The sequence below is a fragment of the Dyadobacter sp. SG02 genome (assembly GCF_900109045.1).
Lineage (GTDB): Bacteria > Bacteroidota > Bacteroidia > Cytophagales > Spirosomataceae > Dyadobacter.
On record NZ_FNYL01000004.1, the window covers coordinates 175,846 to 196,998 of the forward strand.

Consider the following 21,153-nt stretch of genomic DNA (forward strand, 5'->3'; position numbering starts at 1 on the left):
GCAGGTAACCGGTCTCGGTTACCTGCATTTTAAAATTATGTTTATTCTGCTTCAACCGCAGTCTTAGGCTTTCTGCCACGGGGCTTTCCGGTATATTCAGGTTTTGGCACTTCGTTTTCGATGGCCAGCTCATAGCCTTTGTTATTTTGATCAAAATCAAATGTGGAAATCTTGAAAATCAGCTTTTCGCTTTCGAAGTTGACGTTGCCTTTTTTAAGAATAACGGCTAATGGAATTACGTGGCCTCTGCCACTTTTTTCGAAGGAAAAAGTTTGATCCGAACTTGCTGCCGGAACAAGATATACGGTTTTAATTTTTCGCTTGCCTTCCTGGGTTCCAATTTTGAAATGGGTAGATTCCGGATCAATTCCCAGGTCGCGTAGCGCGGATGCCGGGAAAACAAGCTTGCCGGAATTAGATATGTAACCTTTCGGAAGCGGTGCGGCCTTTTCGACCACTTTGGTTTTGGAAATGTTTTCCTCCGGAGAAAAGAATTTAATTGCTTTCAATTTCATGGGTGTAATGGGTTATTTTTGGCTAAAATAGGATATTCTTTACGAAAGCCTGCATCTATAAACCCAAACCGCGTTTTTTCTGCTTTTTTAAATCCGGTTTTAGCTCTTTTTTAAGGCCAATTTCCAAATTTTGAGCCAACCGCTTTTCAAGAGAAGAAAGCGAATAGTCACGCCCCAAATCAGAGCCCTTGATCTTAATTTTCTTCTGTATATTAAAGAATGCGATGCCGCGCCCGATGTAAGATTTATATCCCACACTTACCAGCTCTTTTTTAAGCTCATCAATAGATTTTACACTATCTAATAGCTTGTCAATCGTCTGTCTTAGCTTCAAATGTGCGTTGTCTGTAACTGATAGTTCCTGCGCCTTTCGCTGGTTGATGCGCATATCAGGTGCTTGAACTAACCCCAGTTTATGCTCCATTTTGCGAGAGAAAGTCCCGATCCGGGCGTAGTTCTTAAAGTGATCGGCTGTATTTTTTCCATTATGGTTGAGCCGGTTTCCAACGATATGAAAATGGTGATTGTTTGTGTCCTCATGCTTGAAGACAAGCATTTGGTTCTGTTCAAACCCAAACTCCTTGGCAAACTCGGCAGTGATGCTGGTGATGGTCTCGTTGTTAGGCCTTTCGCCTGGCGCGAAGCTAAACGATTGATGCCAGATGTATTTGGTCAGCTGCGTATTCCGCGAATGGTTATCCTCAAATTGTTTGATCAGGTAATCCAGGTCCAGTTTTCCATCTGGCTGTATTTTAATTCCCAGGTTCTGTATGTAGACCAGTTCTCCACGTACTTCTTCCGTATCCAGCTTTCTTTGCATTTTCGCCGAAACCTGTTTGTCGTAGTAGCAGTACTCGATAAGCCTTTTGGCGTTACTGCCCAAACTTGCTTTCCCAATCATACCTTCATCGTTTTAAGTAATGTAAAAAGGGCACTTTCAATCTCGTGGTGCACGGAGCTGGCGTCAGCGGTTACTGCTTTCCAAGCTGGTTCCAACTCTGATAATGCGGCCTGATAGTGGGCCTGGTACTTATCGCACAGGCCACTTGCAAGCCTGGCGTTCGACCGGCACTCTTCAATAAGCTGCTGCTTGCTTTCGAGCTCATCAGGAAATAGCGACAAAAAGTTGGTCAACCCACCTAACCATGAGCACAGGCTATCAAGCGTCTGCTTTATGCTACGGATCTCAAAGGATTCAAATACCCACAAGGTGATGAGCTCAGCAAGTAACCTGACACGCTGACTGCTCTGTTGCCATTGAGCGGAAAGCATCTGTTGATCTTTGGTTTTCAGAACCGCCAGCGACAGGATTCCCGAAAGCTGTTCCAGTATTCGGATCGTGTCAGCGGTCGCCTTTGGGAGCGATCTTTTTTGCGGTTTTTTAAAAGGGACATTCAGCGCTAATGTCAAGAAATACTGACTGGCGGAAAGCCCGCTTTTTTCGATCATCTGATTGATCTGGGTTTTCTGTTCAGCGCTCACCCAGACTGAAAAGTGGTCTCTTTTGGCGGTGCCCTTTTCCTTGGGCGGTCTGCCTTTCGTTTTCTGATTTTGCATATGTCTTTCGGGATTAGCTATGAGCCGGAGGCGAATAGCAGGGGTCCAGGGGTTTCTCCTGGCCAGCTCCGCCGGGAAGTCGCATTTTGCGACGTACCGGCGATAGCTGGCTAGGGAGAAAACCACAGCCCACGTTCGAAACTGTTCGAAAGCGTTCGCTTCCGTTTTAAAAAAATCGGATTTGTTTGAAAGTGTTTGAATTCGTTCGAAAGCGTTTGAAGTTGTTCGCTTTTGTTCGAAATCGTTTGAAAAACAAGCTGTACTACTCGGCCCCTAGCGGAACCAGCACGCGTTTACCCTGGGAGTCATAAACGTAGTGCTCACCGATCTGGACTTTTCCCTTTTTAGGTAAAGGTGTTAGTTGCAGGTAAAGCATTTTATCGTACTCGACGATTTTTCCTTGCTCGATGATCTGTTTGTAAGCCGGTGCATTTCGGTACTCGTCCAAAATCCTCTGCCGCTCCACATACTGCTGCCCATGGCGTATCAATACATAGAACAAGACGGCAATGGCAATCCCTGCAATGGAGTAAGGGGCGCTTACCCCTAAGCCATAAAATAGCGCCTGGTTACGGTCTTGAAACTGCAAGAACCGTTTCCTGCCTTTCAGCTCCAATGCAGCCCGGTCGATAGCTGCAATGGACTTACCTACGCTGGCTTCTAGATTTTGGAAATGCTCTTGGGTTTCAGTCAGAAACATGGCTGACCAGTCATCGATCTCGTGTCCATACTTGGCCGCATACTTACCCCTGGTCTGGGTAAGGCGGTTGGGCTCCGGGCTATTCATCGCTGAAATTCTCTTTAAGTTCCTTTTTCAGCCTGAGCCTTGCGCCCGGTGGATAGTCTTTCAGCGAATAGCCATTACGGATGCCATCGAGGATCTGTCCGCCTAAAAGTGAGGCTGGCTCAAAATCGCCGAAGCGTCTCAGGTCAAGTCCGAGTGCGGTGCAGTTATCTTCAAGCTCTTGGGATAAACCTGGAAACTGGTTAAAACCGAAGAGGTTTTGCCATATCACCATCTTGAATTTTGACTTTAATGCTGCCCTCATCTTTTCCAAAAACTGTATGCTGGCCAGATATGCTCCACCACCCCCGATGATGATATGAAATATGGCTTCAATGCCAAGCTCGTCACACCATTCCTTTAAATCGATATCACGAGTGATCAATGCCGGTAACTGCTCGCTTTCCGGAGCTCCGAAATCCATAAATACTTTGTCGAAAGGGCTATCTACCAGGCTTTCCACATAACCGATGAAAAGATCACGCATTAACCTTTCGCGGCCGTCAAGCAGGGAGAAAGCTTCAAACCGGTCTTGTCCGAGAAAAGCCAGTTGCCTGGAAGAAGTTTTTGTGGAACTGTCCAAGTCTACAAAAAGGGAAAAACTGTCCGCTTCGGAAAGTGCCCTCAGATAGGTGTGCAGGCTTTTGCCCACACCACCTTTGGCCTGCACGATGAAATGAAATTGCTTTTTCATTGTTTGGTTGAATGTTTTGATTTAAACTTAAATTGGTCTTCCAGTTTGATTTCATCCGGATCGGTCACCTTGAAAGCGCCGGGTTGACTGCTTTCAGCGTCTTGCGGTTGATCCGGCTTACGTATTGTCTTTTCCACAGTTCTGGGAATCCGCCTAGTTTTTTTGTCCTTGAAGTAAAACCGGCAGTAGCGCACATCTTCCGCCTTGATAAGTCCTGGCCTGCCTAATTTGATATTAATCATATCGGCAATCCTGGCACGTGTCAGGCTAGCAAAAAGGTCCTCTCGGAAAAGCCCGACCAAGGCCTCTCTGCGTTTCCGGTCTTTCTGTTCGAAGAGCTCGATTAACAGCTGCTCATCGATCAGCATCGGAGTCGACAGCTGTTCCGGTCAATACTATACGACTACCTTGTTGCGGGTGAAAAGAAGGATGATAGTCCAGGTAGCCGTAGCTGACCAGCTCCCGCAGGCATTTGTGATAAGTCGCTCCGGATTTAATCCTGGAAAACCCCATCAACTTCCGGCGCCTGGCATGAAACGGGATTTGCCTGATCCCTTTGCCGTAGTAAAGAAGCGCGGTGTAAAGGCTGATGTGATAGCAGCTGAGCCGGTCGTCAGATTTGACGGCTTCAAGCAGAGCCATGTCCATGGCGGCGCTTGCGTCGTTAAGCCTTTTCATCGCTTAAAACCGTTTTGGTTGAGCATGGCAGCGATGTCCCGCTGACTGTAAAAGAAGCATCCTCCGATCTTGGTGAACCGGAGGTGTCCCTGGATGCGAAGGTTCTGCAAGGTGCCCGGTGAAATGCTTAGCATCTTCCTTACCTGGGCGCTTCTGAGCCAGGTGCCCTCCGAGGGCTTCTCGTGCGAAAGGATTGATTTGAGCTCTGCAACGATTTCATTTTTCAGGTTTTGCAGATCCTCCCTGGTGATCATCTCTACATTCATTGTTCTGCAAGTTTATTGTGAAACATCCCGGCGTGAAGGCTGCCGGCTGCTTGCAAAAGTGAACGAGAGAGTGCTGATTTCAATGACCAAACTTGGCAGCTGGTCATCAGCAGCCTGGCTCTGAGCTGGTCAGGATAATTTTAAAGAGCCGCAAATGGTCCGGGACCTCAATTTCTTTGCTCGTCTTCTCTTTATGGACGGGGAAATAGTTGCGGGCCGTTTCGATAGGGATTGGCTTGCGATCATGTGTAAAATATTTACTTACCAGCTTGTACCACCCGCTCTGTTCCTGAAAGTTGAAAAGCCTGCGCTCGTCAGGAAGCATCAACACTTGTAGTTGATGGATGAGGTGAACGAAAGTGGGAAGGTGCTTGTCACGAATATCGATCTTGGTCTTTGTTTCATAACGACGAAGTGCGTCGAGTTGATCTTTGAGCTCAGTGATTTGCTGTTTAAGTCCAACGATTTCTCTGTTGTTTTCTGTAATAACGGCTTCTAGGGTTTGTGAGGAGCTCCACTTGTCGATCGAGCGGAGAAAGGTCTGGAAGGTTCTTAGCCGCTCAGTCTGTTGTTTCGCGTGTAGTGCCTTGCGGGAAAATGGATCGATGAGCTTTAGTTGTGCAATCCGTGTTGAAACGATATCAGAAACGTAGCTGTGAAAATCGCTCTCAATGCCTGAGGCATTTTGAAGGTAGTGGCGAAGATGGAAATCGTAAAAGTCAGAGAAATCGTCTTTTCTGAGCTCGTAAAGCTTTAAAAAGAAATGATTGTCGTGGAAAGAGCTCCTGATGAACGGCGGGCCGATTTCGAATTGATGCGCTCTGAAATTCCACGGATCACGGATCTTAAAATAGGAGTGTAGCATATTTTTTAACCATAAGTTACATGTCACTTTGGGAAAACGCAAGTGGGATTGGCCGTTGCACCCGTCCTCTTGAACAGGCCGTGAATATATCAGTTTGATTATGCGGTCGTTAAAGTGAAATTCAGGCGCCCACTAAAACTAGTCATCTGTTGTTTGGAAGCACGTTTTTCTTCTTGAATAAATTGAATTCGACTTCTTCTTCGCGCCGGAAATGCATTTCGTCGAATGGAGGCTGCGAGATGTCTTCTCCCTGATATTGTTTGAACGCCAAAAATTGTAATACTTCGAATGGAACCAGAACGCCCTCCTCAAAAAATGACGATCTAGCGCACCAAACCAATATCGTGAACATCAGTACTTGGCCTAACCAGAGAAATATATGGAATTTCAAACTTTGTTAGGTCCTTCTGCCGACCCCTAGAAAGCGGTTTTTCCTAGGCTTGTTATATGTATGCATCATCTCAATATCGGCGCAATCGAAGCCGAAGCGTTCTAATTCTGCTTTTAACATTGTCGCCTAACTCATATACATCAGAAAGGGCTAGCCGTATTTCCTTGCGGATCCACCGGATCCCGTCGCCTTTTATAAACAGTTTACTGAGCGCTGCTCTCTCACTTTCAGGATATATTACCTTTTGCCAGTTTCTTTTTCAAAAAGTGCCGTGAGAAGGCGGTCTCGGTAGAAAGTCTATAATGATCAAAGCGTCATAGTGACCAAACTGAAAGTAGAGTTATTCGTTTGGAAAGTTCATTGTTCAGTCTCATTTTGAGGGGAAAAAAGAAAACTTAATAGTATAGTAGTATTCATGTCATAAAAAGTCCCCATTGTCTGAACAATGAGGACCTCTATTACCAATCTCATAGAATAACAGCAATGGAACTCATTGCTCGGCGCCAGAAGCCAAAGTCGACTATGTGGCCGACATTCGTCGGAAATTCAACTAAGTTTAGTAGCAGTGGGATTGCGCATTCTAGAAGGTGCTTGTTGGACATTTTGCTCAATAAATACCCATCATGACTGCGGGGACATGCTCACATTTCGACCTTTTGCTTGGTCGCGACACATGATGATTCGCCGTCGGGAGTTACCAGCTCGGCCAGCTTGGCTGCGATAATTTCCATTGTATCTTCCGCAGTGCTCATGCCGCTTCTTGAGCCGAGCAAAGGGCTAACATCACGGAGAGCATCATACGTTGTGTTGTGTACGATTGGAACAAGCAGGTCACGCGCGAGAAGTGCGGAAAGCTCTTTGTCGGCAATTCCCGCTCCTTGAATACGAAGTAATAATGCAGGAGTTACTAGTACGATTCCGACTTTTGATTTTGCTAAACCTTTGTCAATTTCGCGAAGCAATGGCGTGCCAAGTAGAACGTCCTTTTCGCTAAACCAAACCGAAACACCGCTTGACTCAAGCAAATCATGTAACTCCTTGGCGGCTCCCTTCCTGTCGTCCCAAGCATGGCAGAGAAATATGTCACGAAGATCAGGTATGGTATCTCTTTTCTCAAAGCTCTCTCGAACTGGTGTTAGAGTGCGCACCTCAGCTGGAGTATAAACCAGAGATGAGCCTGATCGCGACCAGCGCGGCCTAGCACTACTGCCGGATCCGCCGCTACTGCTTCGACTACTTCCAGAAGAAGAACTATTAGATGTATATGAGTACGAATTTGATACGTAGCTATTGTAACTGCTGTATCGACTGTACCTACTACTGCACGCCGGGCAGGCTGCCGCGGCACTTGCTGTGCGATGACCATTTACTGGTGCTGTGCATCTTGACATAACAAAAAAATTACAGTGTGTTAAAAAAACATTTGAATCTCACGTGTACCTGATGTCGGCGGTTGCTGTATGCATCCAAAAAACAAAGACGCAAATGTTGCGCACCAAACTAGATCATTGCAAGAAGGTAATCTATCGATTACTTGTGAGCAAATTAGAGAATTCTGTAAAAAGAAACAATAATTTTTGTTTACTTTTCATAATTGCTGTAATTTCAATATCTTGTTTATCAATGCATTACACGTATTTTTTTGTAAACTTTTTTTAAAATTATTCCTCATCACTCTAAAAATTTTATCCCGGAAGTAATTTTTAGACATAGATTAAGGGGTCGTAAGAGGGCTTCACCTACAAGAGAAACCGCGAATGGTATGCAGCACATCACTGTATCGAGATATTTTGCATGTAGGGGCTGATGCTTATTATAATCGGTCTTTTTTATGTATTCGGATAACGTTTGTATAAACGATCCCTCTTACGCCGAAATCCGCCGATATAGAGTTCATTTTAGTGGTACATGAAATCTAATTACAGTATATTGCCATCATAGAATGAACAGAATCAGGACCTGCAATTCGATGCCCTCCGAAAGGCGGGGTGCGAGAAGATTTTTCATGAGAAAGTGTCGGGTGCTTCCAAGGATAGACCGGAGTATGCAAGGATGGTTTGCGAATTGCGAAAGGGAGATGTTATCGTTGTCTGGAGAATTGATCGCCTTGGCCGGGCCACTTATGAGCTGATCAAGCTGATGGTAGAGTGGAAGGAGATGGGAGTGGACTTCCGTAGTATTTCCGAAGGTATCGATACATCGACTAAGATGGGTCGGCTTTGGTATATGCTCAGCTCTGTATTTGCCGAAAATGAACGGGAGATTTTGTTAGAAAGGACATTTGCAGGGCTCGAAGCTGCGCGAGCACGGGGCAGAGTTGGTGGTAGGCCTAAAGGATTGACAAAAAAGTCAAAGGAAATCGCAAGCCTTGCTGCTACTCTCTATGAAAGTAAGAAGCACACAACTACGCAAATTTGTGAACAGTTGAAAATTGGAAGCAAAGCAACCCTATATAAATATCTTCGTCACGAGGGAATTCAAGCGCAAGGTTGGGAAAAGGAAAAATAGCGAAACAAAATTAATGCGAATAACTAAATTTCAGAAAGAAATATGTCGGTTGATCGCTTAAACTAATTCCAGTGGTTTGAAGAGCAACACATCTTGAAAGATTCTATTTCGATTGTGCAACGATGAATTGCACGATTTAGCTTCTTGGTAGCCATTCAAAAATTCTCAATCTATTTAGTAAGAACGCATTGCTTATCCATAAAATAAAGAAAATTAAAAACAGTCTAAGTGAAGTAGGTAGAAGCTCGACATTAAACAGGTATTGACAAAGTATAAACTGGATATATATCGAGAAAAGAAATGCAAAGAAAATTTTTCTTGTACTTTCTGGAGTACACTCATTGATTCGAAGCAAAATAAACCACAAATACAGTGATATTATAATTAAAAGAAGTACAATAATAATTGGCAGGATTGATTTGCCAATTAAAAATGCTCTGCTAACTATGCTTAAATTGTATAAATAGCTTATTCCAAAAATTAAGACGACAGCTAGTAATGACAATGTAAAATTAACACTTAGGTCACCATCTGGCAAATGTTTAACTAGTAAAAGATAGTATCCAATTCCTAGAAAGAAAAATATATAGAAATTTGACAAATGAAAATCTTGATCTTCTGTGGGAAAAAGACTAAAAGTGAAAATAAAATCAAATTTTTCAAGCTCGCTTCTGATGTATGCCGTTGAAACAGAAGATTCAATTCCTGATAATTTGTTTCGAAGTTTTGAGTAAATTATGTTTGGTATAATCATATTTTCATAGCAGTATACGCGGTAATTACTTTCATCGTCATAATAGCAATAGTCGTAGCTTTTATTCGACTCGAGTTGCTTTCCCTTGATATCAAACTTGGCGATAGTCAATGAATTTTTGAAAATTTTGTATGGAGCGTCAGAATTGTAGAGAATTTCATGGAAATCAAGTTTAGCAAAGATTCTGTGCTTCATGATTCGGCCTTGTTTATATACATCACCATCAAACACATTTAAGATGAACGAAGAGGTCGATTTGGTTTCATCAACCTCATAGTATAAATCTTGATTTTCTAAATGCATCAAGCTTGCTACAACTCTGGCAACGCTAGAATCGGTAGATACGTCTAAAATTGGGTCTATTGAATGGTGCGGATATGGTATTTTGTTGTGGCTGTAAACCCCAAGGGTATAGGTATCCCACTTTGTAGGCTCCGCTGATATATTACCAAATAAAGGTTTGAGTCTCGCCTTTGCAACTGATTGAGGGAGGAAAGTTACCAGAAGAAATAAAACTATATTTGATGTTAATATTAATGATACTATCAAAGATTTTTTAAATGTTTGACAAAAATCAAGCAGCCATCGCCCCTTCACGTAGATGAAGCTTAAATGGTAAGCTAGAATGATAATTAACTCTGCATAGATGATTGGTGAAATATTTGGCGCAGAAGTAATTGACAAACTTAATGTTAAAGAAAGTATGATATTAAATAACAGTATAATGAATAAAAGCGGCACAAAAGCCGTAAGACCTGATGTCCAAAGCAATGGATGATTTAGAAGAAAGTATCGTTCGATCCTTTGTATCATATTTTTAGTCAACAAATAATAACTTAGAGGAATTTGTGATATTTTTAAAATAACTTAATTCAATATTATTCTTAATTAAAACCGTTAATAGTCTCTCACTTGTAATATTATTATGTGTTAATATTTGTGTTCCGCTGATTTTTGACATATTTACCTCAATAATGTTTTGTTCTAATTCTGCTAGTGCTGAAATGACTTCCCATTTTGAACAAATAGTTTCGATAGTGAATGTGTTAACTCCAGGAGTGCCGATATTTATTTTGTCACCGTAATATGCCATTTCGCCGTCTTTCAAATAAATTATTTTGTCAGAAATGCGTTCGAGTTCTTCAACATTTTGCGAACTCAGAATGATGCACATTGGATCTGATATGGAGTCCGCTAGGCTACGTAGATCTAATAGTAACTGTTGCTGGGAAATAAGATCCAGGTTTGCGAGTGGTTCGTCCAATATGAGTATTTTAGGTTTCCACACCAATTCTCGTGCAATCGCGAACCGCAGTTTATATCCGGTGGAAAGTTCACGCCATCGCTTCTGTTTATATTTCTCTAGACCGAACCTGCTTATGATGTACGACACTCGCGCTAAATTTGCTTCTCCATAAATACCTTTTCGAGACGCAGCAAAATGTAACATATCATCTAATGAGCCGTTCCAGTCATTTTCTTCATGATCTTGTTTTACGAAGGCAATTTGGTCTTTTATCTTTGACCAGTCAAGGTTATTTGGCGATATTTCAGGATACGAAATGAAGCCTTCCGTTGGATAAAGCATGCCTGAAATCAGTTTTAGAAGTGTGGTTTTCCCATTTGCATTTCTTCCAATTAGTCCATGTATTTCGCCGAAATGCATTTTGAATTCGATATTTCTAAGTGCGAAATCTTTGTATTTTTTTGTAAGATTACTGCATTCGAACACGACATTTCGGTTTTTTGATTTTATGAAGTATGACCTCAATGCTTCATTATCTATTTCTTTGAATGTTTTAAAATTCAATATTTCATATATTAATTCATCAATCGCATTCTGAATTTTTAACACCAACTCATTACTTATGTAATTAAACTCAGCTAATGTTTTTGACTCCAATAGAAGGTCATTCAGGTCGGTTCCAAGTAGGATAATTTTGTTTTTTATTTCATCATCGAAGTTATGCTTCTCAGTTATATTATATAGTTCTTGAATTCCAACGACAGGGGATAACTTTATTTTATCCTGCAATGATTTCAGGTCTGAGATTAGTTGTTCGCTTTTCACACCGCTTGTCGTTTAATTTCTCGAATTGAAGTTAGTATTTCCGTATATACTATCTTTCTGGTTTCTTTATATGTGGTTGGATTTTTTTCTTTTTCTTCGTATAAGTCTTTACACGATGTTGCTAGAAGAACGGCCTCAATTAAGTAATCGTCTCGCTTATCAAAGTTTTTAACGTAGTCTAAGTACATGGTGGCCACACTATTAAAGTCTACGTTGGTCATGGCGTTTATAATTCGATCTGCTTGTATATTGATATCTGCACTCCGATCCCTGAAAGCATAGTTTAGAAAAAGTGGTATGTCTGCAATGTCTCCTTCGTTCTGTCTTGGGGAGATTATTATTGGATATACGCTGTTGTCAGGTCTTAGTTGTCGTATTTTACTATCGGTAATTGTTTTAATTTCTCTTAGACTTAATACTGGCTTAGAGATTGTTACGTCTCCTTGGTTTAACGCTGTTACTAATCCTTCCGTGAATAACGTGGTGCTTTTTTCTTCCAGTTTAAAGGATGGGAAATCTTTAGATGATGATGCAATTAAGGAAATGCCTTTTTGGGGATAGTTTTGCTCAAACTCATTTTGTAAAGTGTTATCAATTGGTGACATCAACGAAGTTATTGCTGCTCCGGAATAGCAGCAATCGAAAATTAGTATTAAGTTACGATTGCTGCTTAATGCTTTTAAAGTTGATCCGAAGCTTGACAATCTTATGCTTGATACGGTTAGGTTTTCTTCTCTTGTCGTTTTTATGGTTAGGACGAGACAATTTTCATTTTTGGAGTATTGCCCGTGACCCACGTAGTAGACAAACAGGGTTTTTATATCTTCGTTCTTTTTTAAGAATTCTCTAATTTTTATATCTGTTTGATCTTCATTTATATTTTCATTAAAGAGATCCAAGATTGCCAAATTTGGCAATGACCCATTTGACTGATTTGTAAAATAGGTTTTGATTGATTCTTTTGCATTTGTGAACTCTATGCCCCCGTCCATGTTGGTGTATAGCGGGTATGTTTCGCTTCCGATTATAATTAAACCCGTTTTTTCATTATGCCAACTCACTACTTCAATTCATTTAGGATTTTTTCGATATCTTTACTGCTTAGGTTTTTTCCTTCTATTTTTTTTTGGGTTATACCATTACTTGCAACAATTGATTTTCCTTGTAATCTCCCTATGTAGTTGGCAAGACCTATTGCAATTGTTGGGGCCATCACCAGTCCAATTTGTAATACGGTTCCAAGATCCATTGTATTTGGATTCTCTTTTATTATTTTTGAATCAATGTCATAGTTTATTTTAAGATATTCTTTCAGGTGTTCGATTTCTTGATTTGCTTCGCTTCCTTTCAGATCAGGTATGGTAAGTTGTAGCTCGTTTGTCATATTGTATGTTTTTTTGTTATTGGTTTCTTCAGCTCTAGAAGACTATATTGCTTCGATTCTAATCTTTTCTGTATCGGTTTTGAGTTCTATCGTGGTTAGTGCCCGTTGCTTATGGCTGTATTCATTCAAAATTTAATGTCGAGTTGTATCTGACCTGGCTCGTCTTTTCCTAGCGGCGGCAAATTCTCATACCGCCAAAACTCAAACTTAGGCTTTCCATCCGGCCGCGGTTTCGTTCCCCTAATGCTAAAAACGGTCCGGTAGTCCAGCGCTTCGGAAGGCAGCATGTACTCAAACACGGCCTTCATGTCCGCATCCGTAAAATGCTCAGACATCTAAAATTCGTCGAGCTCAGGGGTTAGAAACAATGGCATCCGGTGTCGAAACTCGCCGTCATTATGAATGTTAGCCATCAGCTCATTAGCCGTCCGGGTCAGCATCCCAAAGCTGGAACTTTGTCTTTTTTCACCAGCTGTTCCGATTGATTCTATTACCTGGAAAAGCCCAGGCAGGAACTGTATCTCGCGTTCTTTTGGCCAGATGTAGTAGGCTACGTTCCTAGCCCAGCCCTGGATCGCGCGATGCTCATAAGTGCCTGTTACTGGAATAAGACAGCGGTTCTGCCGGATTCGATGCGCGTAAGAGCGTGTGTCGCCCAGCACGCGCTCGGACTGGATATCAGCCATATTGGTGCGGCGCTTCCGGCGCTCGACAGGATTTTTCTCGTAGACAGGATCCAGCGACCATTCCATTTCTGAGAGGACGAGTTCGGTGCCCTGGCGAGTGATCACCGGGTATTCTGGAAAAGTAAAGGGGCTGATGTGGTCATACACCGGCGAATCCTGTATGATCCGTTTGTCTTTGATTTTGGGAAAAACCTCTTTGGTCAGCTCTGTATCGCTGTGAAGGGATATATCGTAACAAAGCTGACGCCGGGGCGGGTAGGAAATCATATAAAAGGGGTGCTTATTTTATCATCTCATACAGGTCAAATTCATGCTCAGGCCCGTTGGCTGTGACCGTCGCTTTGAGCCGGCCGAATTTCAAATCGATCTGAATGACGATTGCGTCATTGGAAGCAGTCGGCATATGTGATTTGATGTAAGATATCATATTCCGCTGATATAATTTGATCATTTTTTTGTTCCAGGATTCTTCCCGGAAGGTGCAAAGGAAAAGGCTGTATTTCGGGTCGTTGATCAGGGCGGTGATCTTTTCAATATCAGCGGAGAGATTCAATAGCTTACCTTCGTTTGCAGCAAGCTGGGCCGCATGCGCCTTACCGGACTTCTCATCCTTGTAGGGTGTGGCCATAAAGCCTAAGCCCTCCTTGATCCCTGGCCAATTGAAGCGTTGCAGCACGATAAAGTGATTGCCGTGCTGGGTGATGCGGCGGATCATGGGCAGGTTCAGGATTTCAAATGGGTTGTAGGCTGCTACCATGCGGAGATACGGGTTAACGGAAGTTACGGCCGGAAGGAAAGATTTCCAATTGCACTGCCTTCTTTCTGACCTGGGTTTTTCGATTAACAGCCTGGGAGATATATTCATCTTTTTCATCGGCGCGCGAAAGCGTGAGCACATCCGGATCTTCTTCGGTCTGGTTGAGTTTACGCAGCAGCGGCGAGGCATCATAGCAGCGACGAACAACCACGTGGATTACTTCGCCTTCGATTTGCAATTTTCCTTCCACCATCAAAAGCCGGGAGCGCAGGATCTCTTTGCGATACTTTTCAAAAAGGCTTTGAAAGACGACCAGGTTGGCCACGCCGGATTCGTCTTCGATGGTGATAAAGCACACGCCCCCGGCAGTACCTGGCCGCTGGCGGACGAGCACCAGGCCCGCGACCCGGACAAACTGCTTGTCGCGTAGCTTTGAAAGATCGGCCGTGCGGATGGCTCGTTTTGCCGTGAGCTGATCCCGGACAAAAGAAACCGGATGCGCTTTTAAGGAAAGCGAGGTAGATATATAATCCTGGACGACATGCTCGGAAAGCGAGAGTTTAGGCAGCTCGACGGGTGCTTCGAATTCGCTGGCTGACTTATGGCCTTTAAAAGCACCCGTCGGCCGGTCGGAGAGAGCAGAGGCCTCCCACATCGCCTGGCGTCGGTCCATCCCCATCGAGCGGAAAGCGTCTGCATCAGCCAGTCTTTCGAGCGCTCCTTGCGAGACGCCGGCATCCCGCATCAGGTGAATGCCCGTGTAAGGCGCGCTGCGGCTCTTACCCGCGCCAGACACAGTGTTGCTATTGTGGCCGACGTTCTTTTGAATGAATCGATTGAAGGAGCCCAAAGTTGGCACCTATAAAAATTCATCTTGAATATTAACATAGCAACTAGTCAACAAAATTTCATTATCCAACTTTCTATTTAGTATAGATAACTTATAGAAATTTTTAGATCAGAAATGCGAAACCGATAATGGTAGCCTAATTTACCTCATATGCCTGCAACCAACCGCGTTGCAAATTTGTCTTGTGTTAATTCGAGTCTAAAATTACACCGTCCCGACGATGAAACTCATCATTTCTATTCTCTTCTTGATCCTTTTTGTTTCTTGCGAGAAAAAGGTCGACCCCGAGATTCCGGCTGGCGCATTGTTTGAAATAACGAGCAATGGGTTGCTTCACCAGAAACTGGAGTATGGCAACGGGAAGGTGTCGCGTTTGATGGCTTATAATAGTTGCGAGTCTCCCTACTCGATAGCCGAATTTGGCTATGATGATGGTCAAATTGATTTTATCAGGAAAGGTGACCGGGGCCTTGTGTCGTCCTGGAGCGGCGCGATGTGCGATCCGAACCTGCCGTTCGATTACAATAACTACTCCTTTGAGCGCGACAAGCAGGGCCGCATCAGCAAAGTAACCAGCAAATACATGACCGCGATTTATTCCTATGACGGCCAAAAAGCGACCGTGCAGATCAACCGTGAATCGGGTCATCCGGCCGGGCACATTTACCTGAAATTCGACAGCAACGGCAACATCATCGAAAGGCGCAATTCAGAAACGGACACAGTGGGCCTGACCCGCTTTGAATACGATAACCACCCCAACCCGTTGCGCGGCCTCGGTTCCTTAGGCGTCCCGGATCCATTCACATGCCCCAATAACGTATTGCGCTCGCTGGACTCAGGCGGGCAAGTACACTGGGAAAGGACGTTCACTTACAGCAGCGCCGGCCTACCCGAAAAGCTCAATGAGGGAACGAGCGTCGAATATATTTATCATTATCAGGACAACTGAAGGACTCGTCGACACAGGTTGGCCTGTCCGACAGTTGTTAGAGTTTAATATAAAGGGCCTTGTAACATGAAAAAAAATGGATGGATATCAATTCTATTGCTACTCGGCTGCAAAGACTCTAAAACTCCCCTTTCTTCATGCCAGGAACATCCCAGAGACTCGTCGGGATGTTATGCGAATTATGCCCCGGTCTGTGGTTGTAATGAGAAAACTTACTCTAATGAATGTGAAGCAAGGTCTCATGGCATAACTTCTTTCTCGCCAGGTAAGTGTGCTTCCGATAATTGATAGAAGCCTCAGTGATCATATGCTGCCTAAGCATTATTTGTGAACCATTCAGATTGATTTAGATATGACCGCCGAATTGCGTCTAACAGAATCCCAAAAGCTGGAAGTTGGCAATATTGTTAGAAAGCTTAACAGAAATGGTGGTTTTGTTATAGCATTTCACAGGCTCGTTATTGCGGGTGCCGGGTACTTTGCGCGTTGGAGCACATTCAAAGCGATTGAAAGAAATAGAGCAGAATATATGTCTGAGGGACGAATGCTAAGAACGGAGAATAATGGCTATACGATAACTTTTTCCAACCCAAGGTCATAAGGTATGTGAGAAAACGGTGTGAAATTTGGTACTAAATTGATCAGTTAAATCAACCCTTAGAACGGATCTATAAAATCCTTTTTTCTTCATTTTGAACCATAAAGTGTTATTGATAATCAAATAGTTATGATGTTGGAGACTACTAAAACATAAACGTCCGAGAGACTCGAACCCTGAATCCTTCGTAAATTATTTTTATGTAACTGGTTGTTTATTAACAATTTATAATTTATTTTTAACACGGAATGTGACGGTATAAGAAATCGAGTGAGCATATCGAGAGCACAGCTTTTGGGTGTTATATAAGGTATTGAATATTAGTGTGTTATATATTAGGTTCGAATCCCTACGTGACCACTTGAAAATCAAAGACTTAGCAAATTTTGTTAAGTCTTTTTTGTTTTTGTTGCAATAAAAGTTGCAATAGTTTTTACGTTAGGAACGGACCTGCAATTCGCCGAACAAAGTCATTGATGAGCATCCATTTTATTGCAAGCGATTTCAATTTAGAGGCTGGTGATCCCTGATAATGAGACTTTGATTAGTGATACGACAATTTGAGATCGCTTCTTTCAGATTTTGCCCACTCTTTGAGTCGTCAACCTGCATGCAGAAACGGGCGTTTCATGAGGCAGTGTGGGAGCAACGCAAAAAAAGAGATTACCACGATGGGTGGCAAATTCTGGCCTCCTGAGCTGACATTTTCTATTAGGGCTCCAGAACAACCCGAAAGCCGGTGTAACTGTATCGCCCCTCCGGTCGAGAAAAACCCCGGTACGCGCAGCGAGTCGTTTGAATCGACAGATTGTAAGACCCTCCCCGAAGGACTCGCTTCCCATCAGTCAATTCATCGGCACACCATTGAAATATATTACCCAGCATATCCTGCAACCCCCAGGGATTTGCTTTAAATCGGCCCACAGGGGCGGTGAATGGGTACTCATCGTTAAACGGAAACATATTCTCCGCCTGGCGTAAGTTCAAGCGCAGCGCTTCGTCGGGAACATTGGCATACCCTCGCAGGCTCACCGCCTCATTGCCGGTAAAGAAAATGGTCGTTGTGCCCGCTCGGCAAGCATATTCCCATTCGGCTTCCGCGGGTAATCGAAAGCGTTTCCCGGTTTTCTTGCTCAACCATTGGCAAAAATGCATCGCATCATTCCAACTGACATTGCCGACGGGATGATCGTTAGACTGAGGCCAACCGGAGTTACGCCACGTATACTGAGGAAACAGCCCTTCGAATTTTTGCTTTTCACTATTGTAACCATGCCCTCCACGCCAAGCCGGCCTTACTTCTTTTTCCGCATCGGTCCGATACTCCTCCGAGTCCAGGATGAATTCCTGAAATTGGCCAAAGGTGACCGTGGTTCGCCCCAGGTAGAATCCCCGCTCAATTTTTCTATCCTTTTGTGGTTTTTCGACCTCGTCCGCCAACGAGTCTGAAGCGGGAGAACCCATCCGAAATTGTCCTGGCTGAATGTAGATCAACTCAATATGCTGGTTGTTTCCCAGCGGGATCGTCTGCGTTTGCGCCGGTAAAGGGTTGTTTTGAGCCGAAACCAGGCTTGCAGGAGCTACTCCAATCAAGAGGAAGAAATGGTTCAGGATGGTTCTCATCAGGCGTAGGAGTTAGCACGAATGGGATAAGCGGTAAGTCCGACCAAAGGGTTTCGTTCATTAGCTGGATGTAGCCATTCGAGTCAAAATTTCACCATAAATTCTTAAAGATGCAATCTCACAAAACGCTCACTGTTGAGACGGTTGGCCTCTGTCTCAGGTATGCGCTACCACGAGTCGTGTGGATGGAAAGTTTTATGATACTGACTCAGCATAAGTTTGAACTTGTCAGTCTTTCGAAATTTTTTCTATATTACACCAAGAGGACTATAGCTGACCCTTCCAAGGTTTTCATACCGTCATATTACATGAGTTATGAGGTTTACTGCAATTTTTTATTCGGTGTTTACATCGCTCACATTAATGATTGCCCTCTTTCAAGAGAGAGGCGAGATGGTCGGATTTGCGGTTTATGCTATCCTTCTATATGCGCTAGCTGGCGGAATTGGGTGGCTGTTGACGGATAGATTTATTGGCATTAATACATTATTTAGATCGGTAATTAGTTTTTTATCAGGGTTGATAATCTTAAATGTCATTGCATATGCCGCCAGTGACGAAATTCTTACGTTGAGTTTGTTTGAAACAAATAGTAATGCTGGCTCTTCTATGCCAAGCCTAGTTGTACACATTGTATTTCTTCTCTCATTTGTCGCAGCGTTGATTGATAAAAACAGTTTTCGATCGCTGGCTAAGGAATAGTACTGGGATGCCATTAATTCCAAATCGGTCGGGGTTTTGAATTGCTTCGTTTAATCCCCTGCCCTAATACCTATTTCACTCGATGGATCATGACTGTCACGTTCTTTGGCAGCACGATCTGAGGTCCTATCTCAGGAAACGCTCGAACATGAGACTGCATTATATCTTCTACGTGCAAAACCCTGCTGCCTTTTTCTGGAGTTATTTGCGACCAAAACGTTTAGTGGAAGGCTTCGCTCAACTGCTTGAAAGAATGGGGGTGGATACGGAAGTGATTAGGGGACCAAAAGATGGAATTGTATCTGCTAGCAAGACGCCACCCGGCAATTTAACCAGGCTAAGAAATGGTCAAGGATGGAGAGATAGTGAGGGTAATGAATGGAAATTAGACAAATTACACGAAGATCATTGGGATGTAACAGATCCGAAGACAAGAAAAAAAGTGAATGAGGTAGACTTTGAGGGTAAACAAATTTGGCCAGATGGTGCTAAGAACAAAAACAAACGTTGAAATCACGATGAAATCAAACCATTCTTACACAGAATTCGAGAACACTCAATTATGGAGAGTAATTGAAGAAAGTTTAAATGACTTGATCGAGAATCGAGATATTGTCCTAACAACGCGAAGGGAAAACGTAGTTGGATATATCTGCAAAAATCTTAAAAGTAATTTTAAATCACTTAAGGAACAGAAATGACAATTTGGAAAACGTTTCTAGACACTAAATAGCCTGATAATTAATGAGTGATAAAGGTTACAAATCGAGTTTCTTTATCTCTACACCACATTTCATAGTAGGCTCTAAAATTCCTTAAAGGCAATATTTATATCGTGGGGTGCATGCCGGTAACCCCGACTATCAGAACGCGTTAAAGGGGAGGGCTGTGCCATGGGGTATCAACGAATGACCTCTATCAGGCAAACGAGACAGCTGAAAATTAGAGATTTTCGGTGGCAAAAACAGACCAAACTTGTAATTTGCCACTATGAAAAGTCGAAATTTACCGGGGCGCAGCCGGGTGGACGGTGCCATCGCTTTTGCCCTTAGACAATCGGAGACCGGCACACATCAGTATTAAACACATTTTTAGAAACATTGCCGGGCATGTGAATCCGGGCACTACAACATCTGAAGAAAGACTCAAAAAGCTTTTCGAATCTGTCGCAAAAAATCCAGCCAATTTGAGAGCTGATGCCGTCAAGGCAGGAATTATCCCTGCTCAGCATCAGATATTATTATTCCTTTGTGAGGGGACTATCGCATTAACTGTGTAAACTTCCAATCGGGGCTGGGCAGAGCTTAAAGCCTGACCCTGTCTTCAAAAATAGTTAAAAACTGATTTAGGATCATGCCCCAATTCCGAATGGGCATGGTCCACTTTTTAGAGGCCTCTCTGAGCGCCAGATAAACAGACTTCAGTACCGCATCATCATTGGGGAAGGAGAGTTTATTTTTGGTGTATTTTCTGATCTTTCCATTCAGGTTTTCTATCAAATTCGTGGTGTAAATGATCTGTCTGATCTCCAATGGAAAATCAAAAAATACGGTCAGCTCATCCCAATTCTGTCGCCAGCTTTTGATGGCGTAAGAGTATTTGCTATTCCATTTTGATTCAAGGGCTTCCAGCGCCGCCAGGGCAGCTTGCCTGGTAGGAGCTGCATAGATGTCTTTCATATCGCGGCTAAACTCCTTTTTGTCCTTCCAGACCACGTAGCGGCAACTGTTGCGGATTTGATGAACGACGCAGATCTGGGTAGCAGATTCCGGAAATACTGACCGGATCGTTTGGGTAAAGCCGTTTAGATTGTCGGTGGCTGTGATCAGAATATCCTGTAATCCACGGGCTTTCATATCCGTCAGTACGCTCATCCAGTAGGCGGCAGATTCATTTTTGCCCAGCCACATACCCAGAACTTCTTTGTAGCCATCACGTTTAAGTCCGACGGCGATGTATATTGTTTTGTTAATGACCTTGCTGTTTTCGCGCACTTTGAAAACGATTCCGTCCATCCAAACAATGAGATAGACCGGTTCCAGAGGTCGGTTTTGCCAACTGATGATATCTTCGGCTATCCGGGAGGTTATGCGGCTGATCGTAGAGGCAGAAACGTCAAAATTATAAACGTCCTTGATCTGCTCTTCGATGTCAGAAAAACTCATTCCTTTGGCATACAATGAGACAATCACCTCTTCAATGCCATCGACCATGTTTTCCCGCTTTGGGACGATCATTGGATTAAAGCTTGCATCGCGGTCGCGCGGCACACTAATCTCTGATTCACCATAGCTAGTCCTAATCTTCTTCTTGCCGTATCCGTTACGCGAATTACTGTTGACTGACGGCTCGTGCTTGTCGTAGCCCAAATGCCCATCCAGCTCGCCTTCAAGCATTTTTTCGATGCCACGCTTTTGCAACTGCCCAAGAAAGCCGTTAAGCGCCTCGCGGCTTTTGAACTGTTTTAAAAAATCATCGGTCAATAAGTCTTCTGGTCTCATAAACTGTGCTTTGTTAA

At 43.3% G+C, this 21,153-nt stretch carries 24 protein-coding genes; 5 read left to right on the forward strand and 19 right to left on the reverse strand.

All coding sequences use genetic code 11. The annotated features are described in order from the left end of the window. Positions 1 to 41 precede the first annotated feature (41 nt). The 10 genes from BMW93_RS10695 to BMW93_RS10745 all read right to left on the reverse strand — a co-directional run bounded on the left by BMW93_RS10695 (position 42) and on the right by BMW93_RS10745 (position 6,898). The gene (locus BMW93_RS10695; protein ID WP_090375242.1) at positions 42 to 515 is read right to left on the reverse strand and encodes a hypothetical protein; all 474 of its coding nucleotides are present in this window, start codon (positions 513 to 515) and stop codon (positions 42 to 44) included. Between the two features lie 55 nt (positions 516 to 570). Further along, positions 571 to 1,416, reverse strand: coding sequence for a relaxase/mobilization nuclease domain-containing protein (locus BMW93_RS10700; RefSeq protein WP_090375244.1), 846 nt, complete (start codon positions 1,414 to 1,416; stop codon positions 571 to 573). Continuing rightward, the gene (locus tag BMW93_RS10705) at positions 1,413 to 2,072 is read right to left on the reverse strand and encodes a plasmid mobilization protein (RefSeq protein WP_143061632.1); all 660 of its coding nucleotides are present in this window, start codon (positions 2,070 to 2,072) and stop codon (positions 1,413 to 1,415) included. Before BMW93_RS10705 ends, BMW93_RS10700 begins: the two co-directional genes overlap by 4 nt. A 262-nt stretch (positions 2,073 to 2,334) precedes the next feature. After that, a complete protein-coding gene (locus BMW93_RS10710) occupies positions 2,335 to 2,859 on the reverse strand; it encodes a hypothetical protein (protein WP_090375248.1) in 525 nt (174 codons plus the stop codon). Further along, on the reverse strand, positions 2,852 to 3,550 hold the full coding sequence (locus BMW93_RS10715; RefSeq protein ID WP_090375250.1) for a hypothetical protein: 699 nt from the start codon (positions 3,548 to 3,550) through the stop codon (positions 2,852 to 2,854). The genes BMW93_RS10710 and BMW93_RS10715 overlap by 8 nt, the downstream gene beginning before the upstream one ends. Further along, a complete protein-coding gene (locus BMW93_RS10720) occupies positions 3,547 to 3,918 on the reverse strand; it encodes a hypothetical protein (RefSeq protein WP_090375252.1) in 372 nt (123 codons plus the stop codon). Before BMW93_RS10720 ends, BMW93_RS10715 begins: the two co-directional genes overlap by 4 nt. Then, positions 3,905 to 4,228 carry a hypothetical protein gene (locus BMW93_RS10725; RefSeq protein WP_090375254.1) on the reverse strand — a complete coding sequence of 108 codons (324 nt, stop codon included), beginning with the start codon at positions 4,226 to 4,228 and terminating at the stop codon, positions 3,905 to 3,907. Before BMW93_RS10725 ends, BMW93_RS10720 begins: the two co-directional genes overlap by 14 nt. Next, entirely contained in the window at positions 4,225 to 4,494 is a 270-nt protein-coding gene (locus BMW93_RS10730; RefSeq protein ID WP_090375255.1) for a helix-turn-helix domain-containing protein, read from the reverse strand. The genes BMW93_RS10725 and BMW93_RS10730 overlap by 4 nt, the downstream gene beginning before the upstream one ends. A gap of 106 nt (positions 4,495 to 4,600) precedes the next feature. Beyond that, positions 4,601 to 5,359 (reverse strand): hypothetical protein, encoded by a 759-nt coding sequence (locus BMW93_RS10735; RefSeq protein WP_090375257.1) that lies wholly within the window; start codon positions 5,357 to 5,359, stop codon positions 4,601 to 4,603. Positions 5,360 to 6,391: 1,032 nt separating this feature from the next. Further along, entirely contained in the window at positions 6,392 to 6,898 is a 507-nt protein-coding gene (locus tag BMW93_RS10745; protein ID WP_229240340.1) for a toll/interleukin-1 receptor domain-containing protein, read from the reverse strand. A gap of 811 nt (positions 6,899 to 7,709) precedes the next feature. On the opposite strand from BMW93_RS10745, the gene BMW93_RS10750 reads away from it, so the two are divergent. Next, positions 7,710 to 8,258 carry a recombinase family protein gene (locus BMW93_RS10750; RefSeq protein WP_090375262.1) on the forward strand — a complete coding sequence of 183 codons (549 nt, stop codon included), beginning with the start codon at positions 7,710 to 7,712 and terminating at the stop codon, positions 8,256 to 8,258. 136 nt (positions 8,259 to 8,394) lie between these two features. On the opposite strand, the gene BMW93_RS10755 is transcribed toward BMW93_RS10750, so the two are convergent. From BMW93_RS10755 to BMW93_RS10790, 7 genes are all read right to left on the reverse strand, one after another. Continuing rightward, entirely contained in the window at positions 8,395 to 9,825 is a 1,431-nt protein-coding gene (locus tag BMW93_RS10755) for a hypothetical protein (RefSeq protein ID WP_143061633.1), read from the reverse strand. Positions 9,826 to 9,829: 4 nt separating this feature from the next. Then, positions 9,830 to 11,083 carry an ATP-binding cassette domain-containing protein gene (locus tag BMW93_RS10760; protein ID WP_090375267.1) on the reverse strand — a complete coding sequence of 418 codons (1,254 nt, stop codon included), beginning with the start codon at positions 11,081 to 11,083 and terminating at the stop codon, positions 9,830 to 9,832. Beyond that, the gene (locus BMW93_RS10765) at positions 11,080 to 12,144 is read right to left on the reverse strand and encodes a caspase family protein (protein WP_090375269.1); all 1,065 of its coding nucleotides are present in this window, start codon (positions 12,142 to 12,144) and stop codon (positions 11,080 to 11,082) included. The genes BMW93_RS10760 and BMW93_RS10765 overlap by 4 nt, the downstream gene beginning before the upstream one ends. Next, positions 12,144 to 12,467, reverse strand: coding sequence for a hypothetical protein (locus BMW93_RS10770; protein ID WP_090375270.1), 324 nt, complete (start codon positions 12,465 to 12,467; stop codon positions 12,144 to 12,146). Before BMW93_RS10770 ends, BMW93_RS10765 begins: the two co-directional genes overlap by 1 nt. Positions 12,468 to 12,802: 335 nt before the next feature. Next, positions 12,803 to 13,420 carry an SOS response-associated peptidase gene (locus BMW93_RS10780; RefSeq protein ID WP_090375274.1) on the reverse strand — a complete coding sequence of 206 codons (618 nt, stop codon included), beginning with the start codon at positions 13,418 to 13,420 and terminating at the stop codon, positions 12,803 to 12,805. A 13-nt stretch (positions 13,421 to 13,433) separates the two neighbouring features. Then, the gene (locus tag BMW93_RS10785) at positions 13,434 to 13,910 is read right to left on the reverse strand and encodes a hypothetical protein (protein WP_090375276.1); all 477 of its coding nucleotides are present in this window, start codon (positions 13,908 to 13,910) and stop codon (positions 13,434 to 13,436) included. A 13-nt stretch (positions 13,911 to 13,923) separates the two neighbouring features. Next, on the reverse strand, positions 13,924 to 14,760 hold the full coding sequence (locus BMW93_RS10790; RefSeq protein ID WP_229240342.1) for an OB-fold nucleic acid binding domain-containing protein: 837 nt from the start codon (positions 14,758 to 14,760) through the stop codon (positions 13,924 to 13,926). 220 nt (positions 14,761 to 14,980) lie between these two features. On the opposite strand from BMW93_RS10790, the gene BMW93_RS10795 reads away from it, so the two are divergent. Then, entirely contained in the window at positions 14,981 to 15,712 is a 732-nt protein-coding gene (locus BMW93_RS10795) for a hypothetical protein (RefSeq protein ID WP_090375278.1), read from the forward strand. 66 nt (positions 15,713 to 15,778) lie between these two features. Further along, positions 15,779 to 16,000 (forward strand): hypothetical protein, encoded by a 222-nt coding sequence (locus BMW93_RS36245; protein ID WP_090375280.1) that lies wholly within the window; start codon positions 15,779 to 15,781, stop codon positions 15,998 to 16,000. Between the two features lie 1,021 nt (positions 16,001 to 17,021). Here BMW93_RS36245 and BMW93_RS10810 read toward each other — a convergent pair. Then, positions 17,022 to 17,933, reverse strand: a complete 912-nt coding sequence (locus BMW93_RS10810; protein WP_090375284.1) for a formylglycine-generating enzyme family protein — start codon at positions 17,931 to 17,933, stop codon at positions 17,022 to 17,024. 363 nt (positions 17,934 to 18,296) lie between these two features. Between BMW93_RS10810 and BMW93_RS10815 the strand changes: the two genes are divergently transcribed. Next, positions 18,297 to 18,635, forward strand: a complete 339-nt coding sequence (locus BMW93_RS10815) for a hypothetical protein (RefSeq protein WP_090375285.1) — start codon at positions 18,297 to 18,299, stop codon at positions 18,633 to 18,635. 148 nt (positions 18,636 to 18,783) lie between these two features. Next, positions 18,784 to 19,146 carry a hypothetical protein gene (locus BMW93_RS10820; RefSeq protein ID WP_090375287.1) on the forward strand — a complete coding sequence of 121 codons (363 nt, stop codon included), beginning with the start codon at positions 18,784 to 18,786 and terminating at the stop codon, positions 19,144 to 19,146. Between the two features lie 793 nt (positions 19,147 to 19,939). On the opposite strand, the gene BMW93_RS10830 is transcribed toward BMW93_RS10820, so the two are convergent. Continuing rightward, positions 19,940 to 21,136, reverse strand: a complete 1,197-nt coding sequence (locus BMW93_RS10830) for an IS256 family transposase (protein ID WP_090375291.1) — start codon at positions 21,134 to 21,136, stop codon at positions 19,940 to 19,942. Positions 21,137 to 21,153 lie beyond the last annotated feature (17 nt).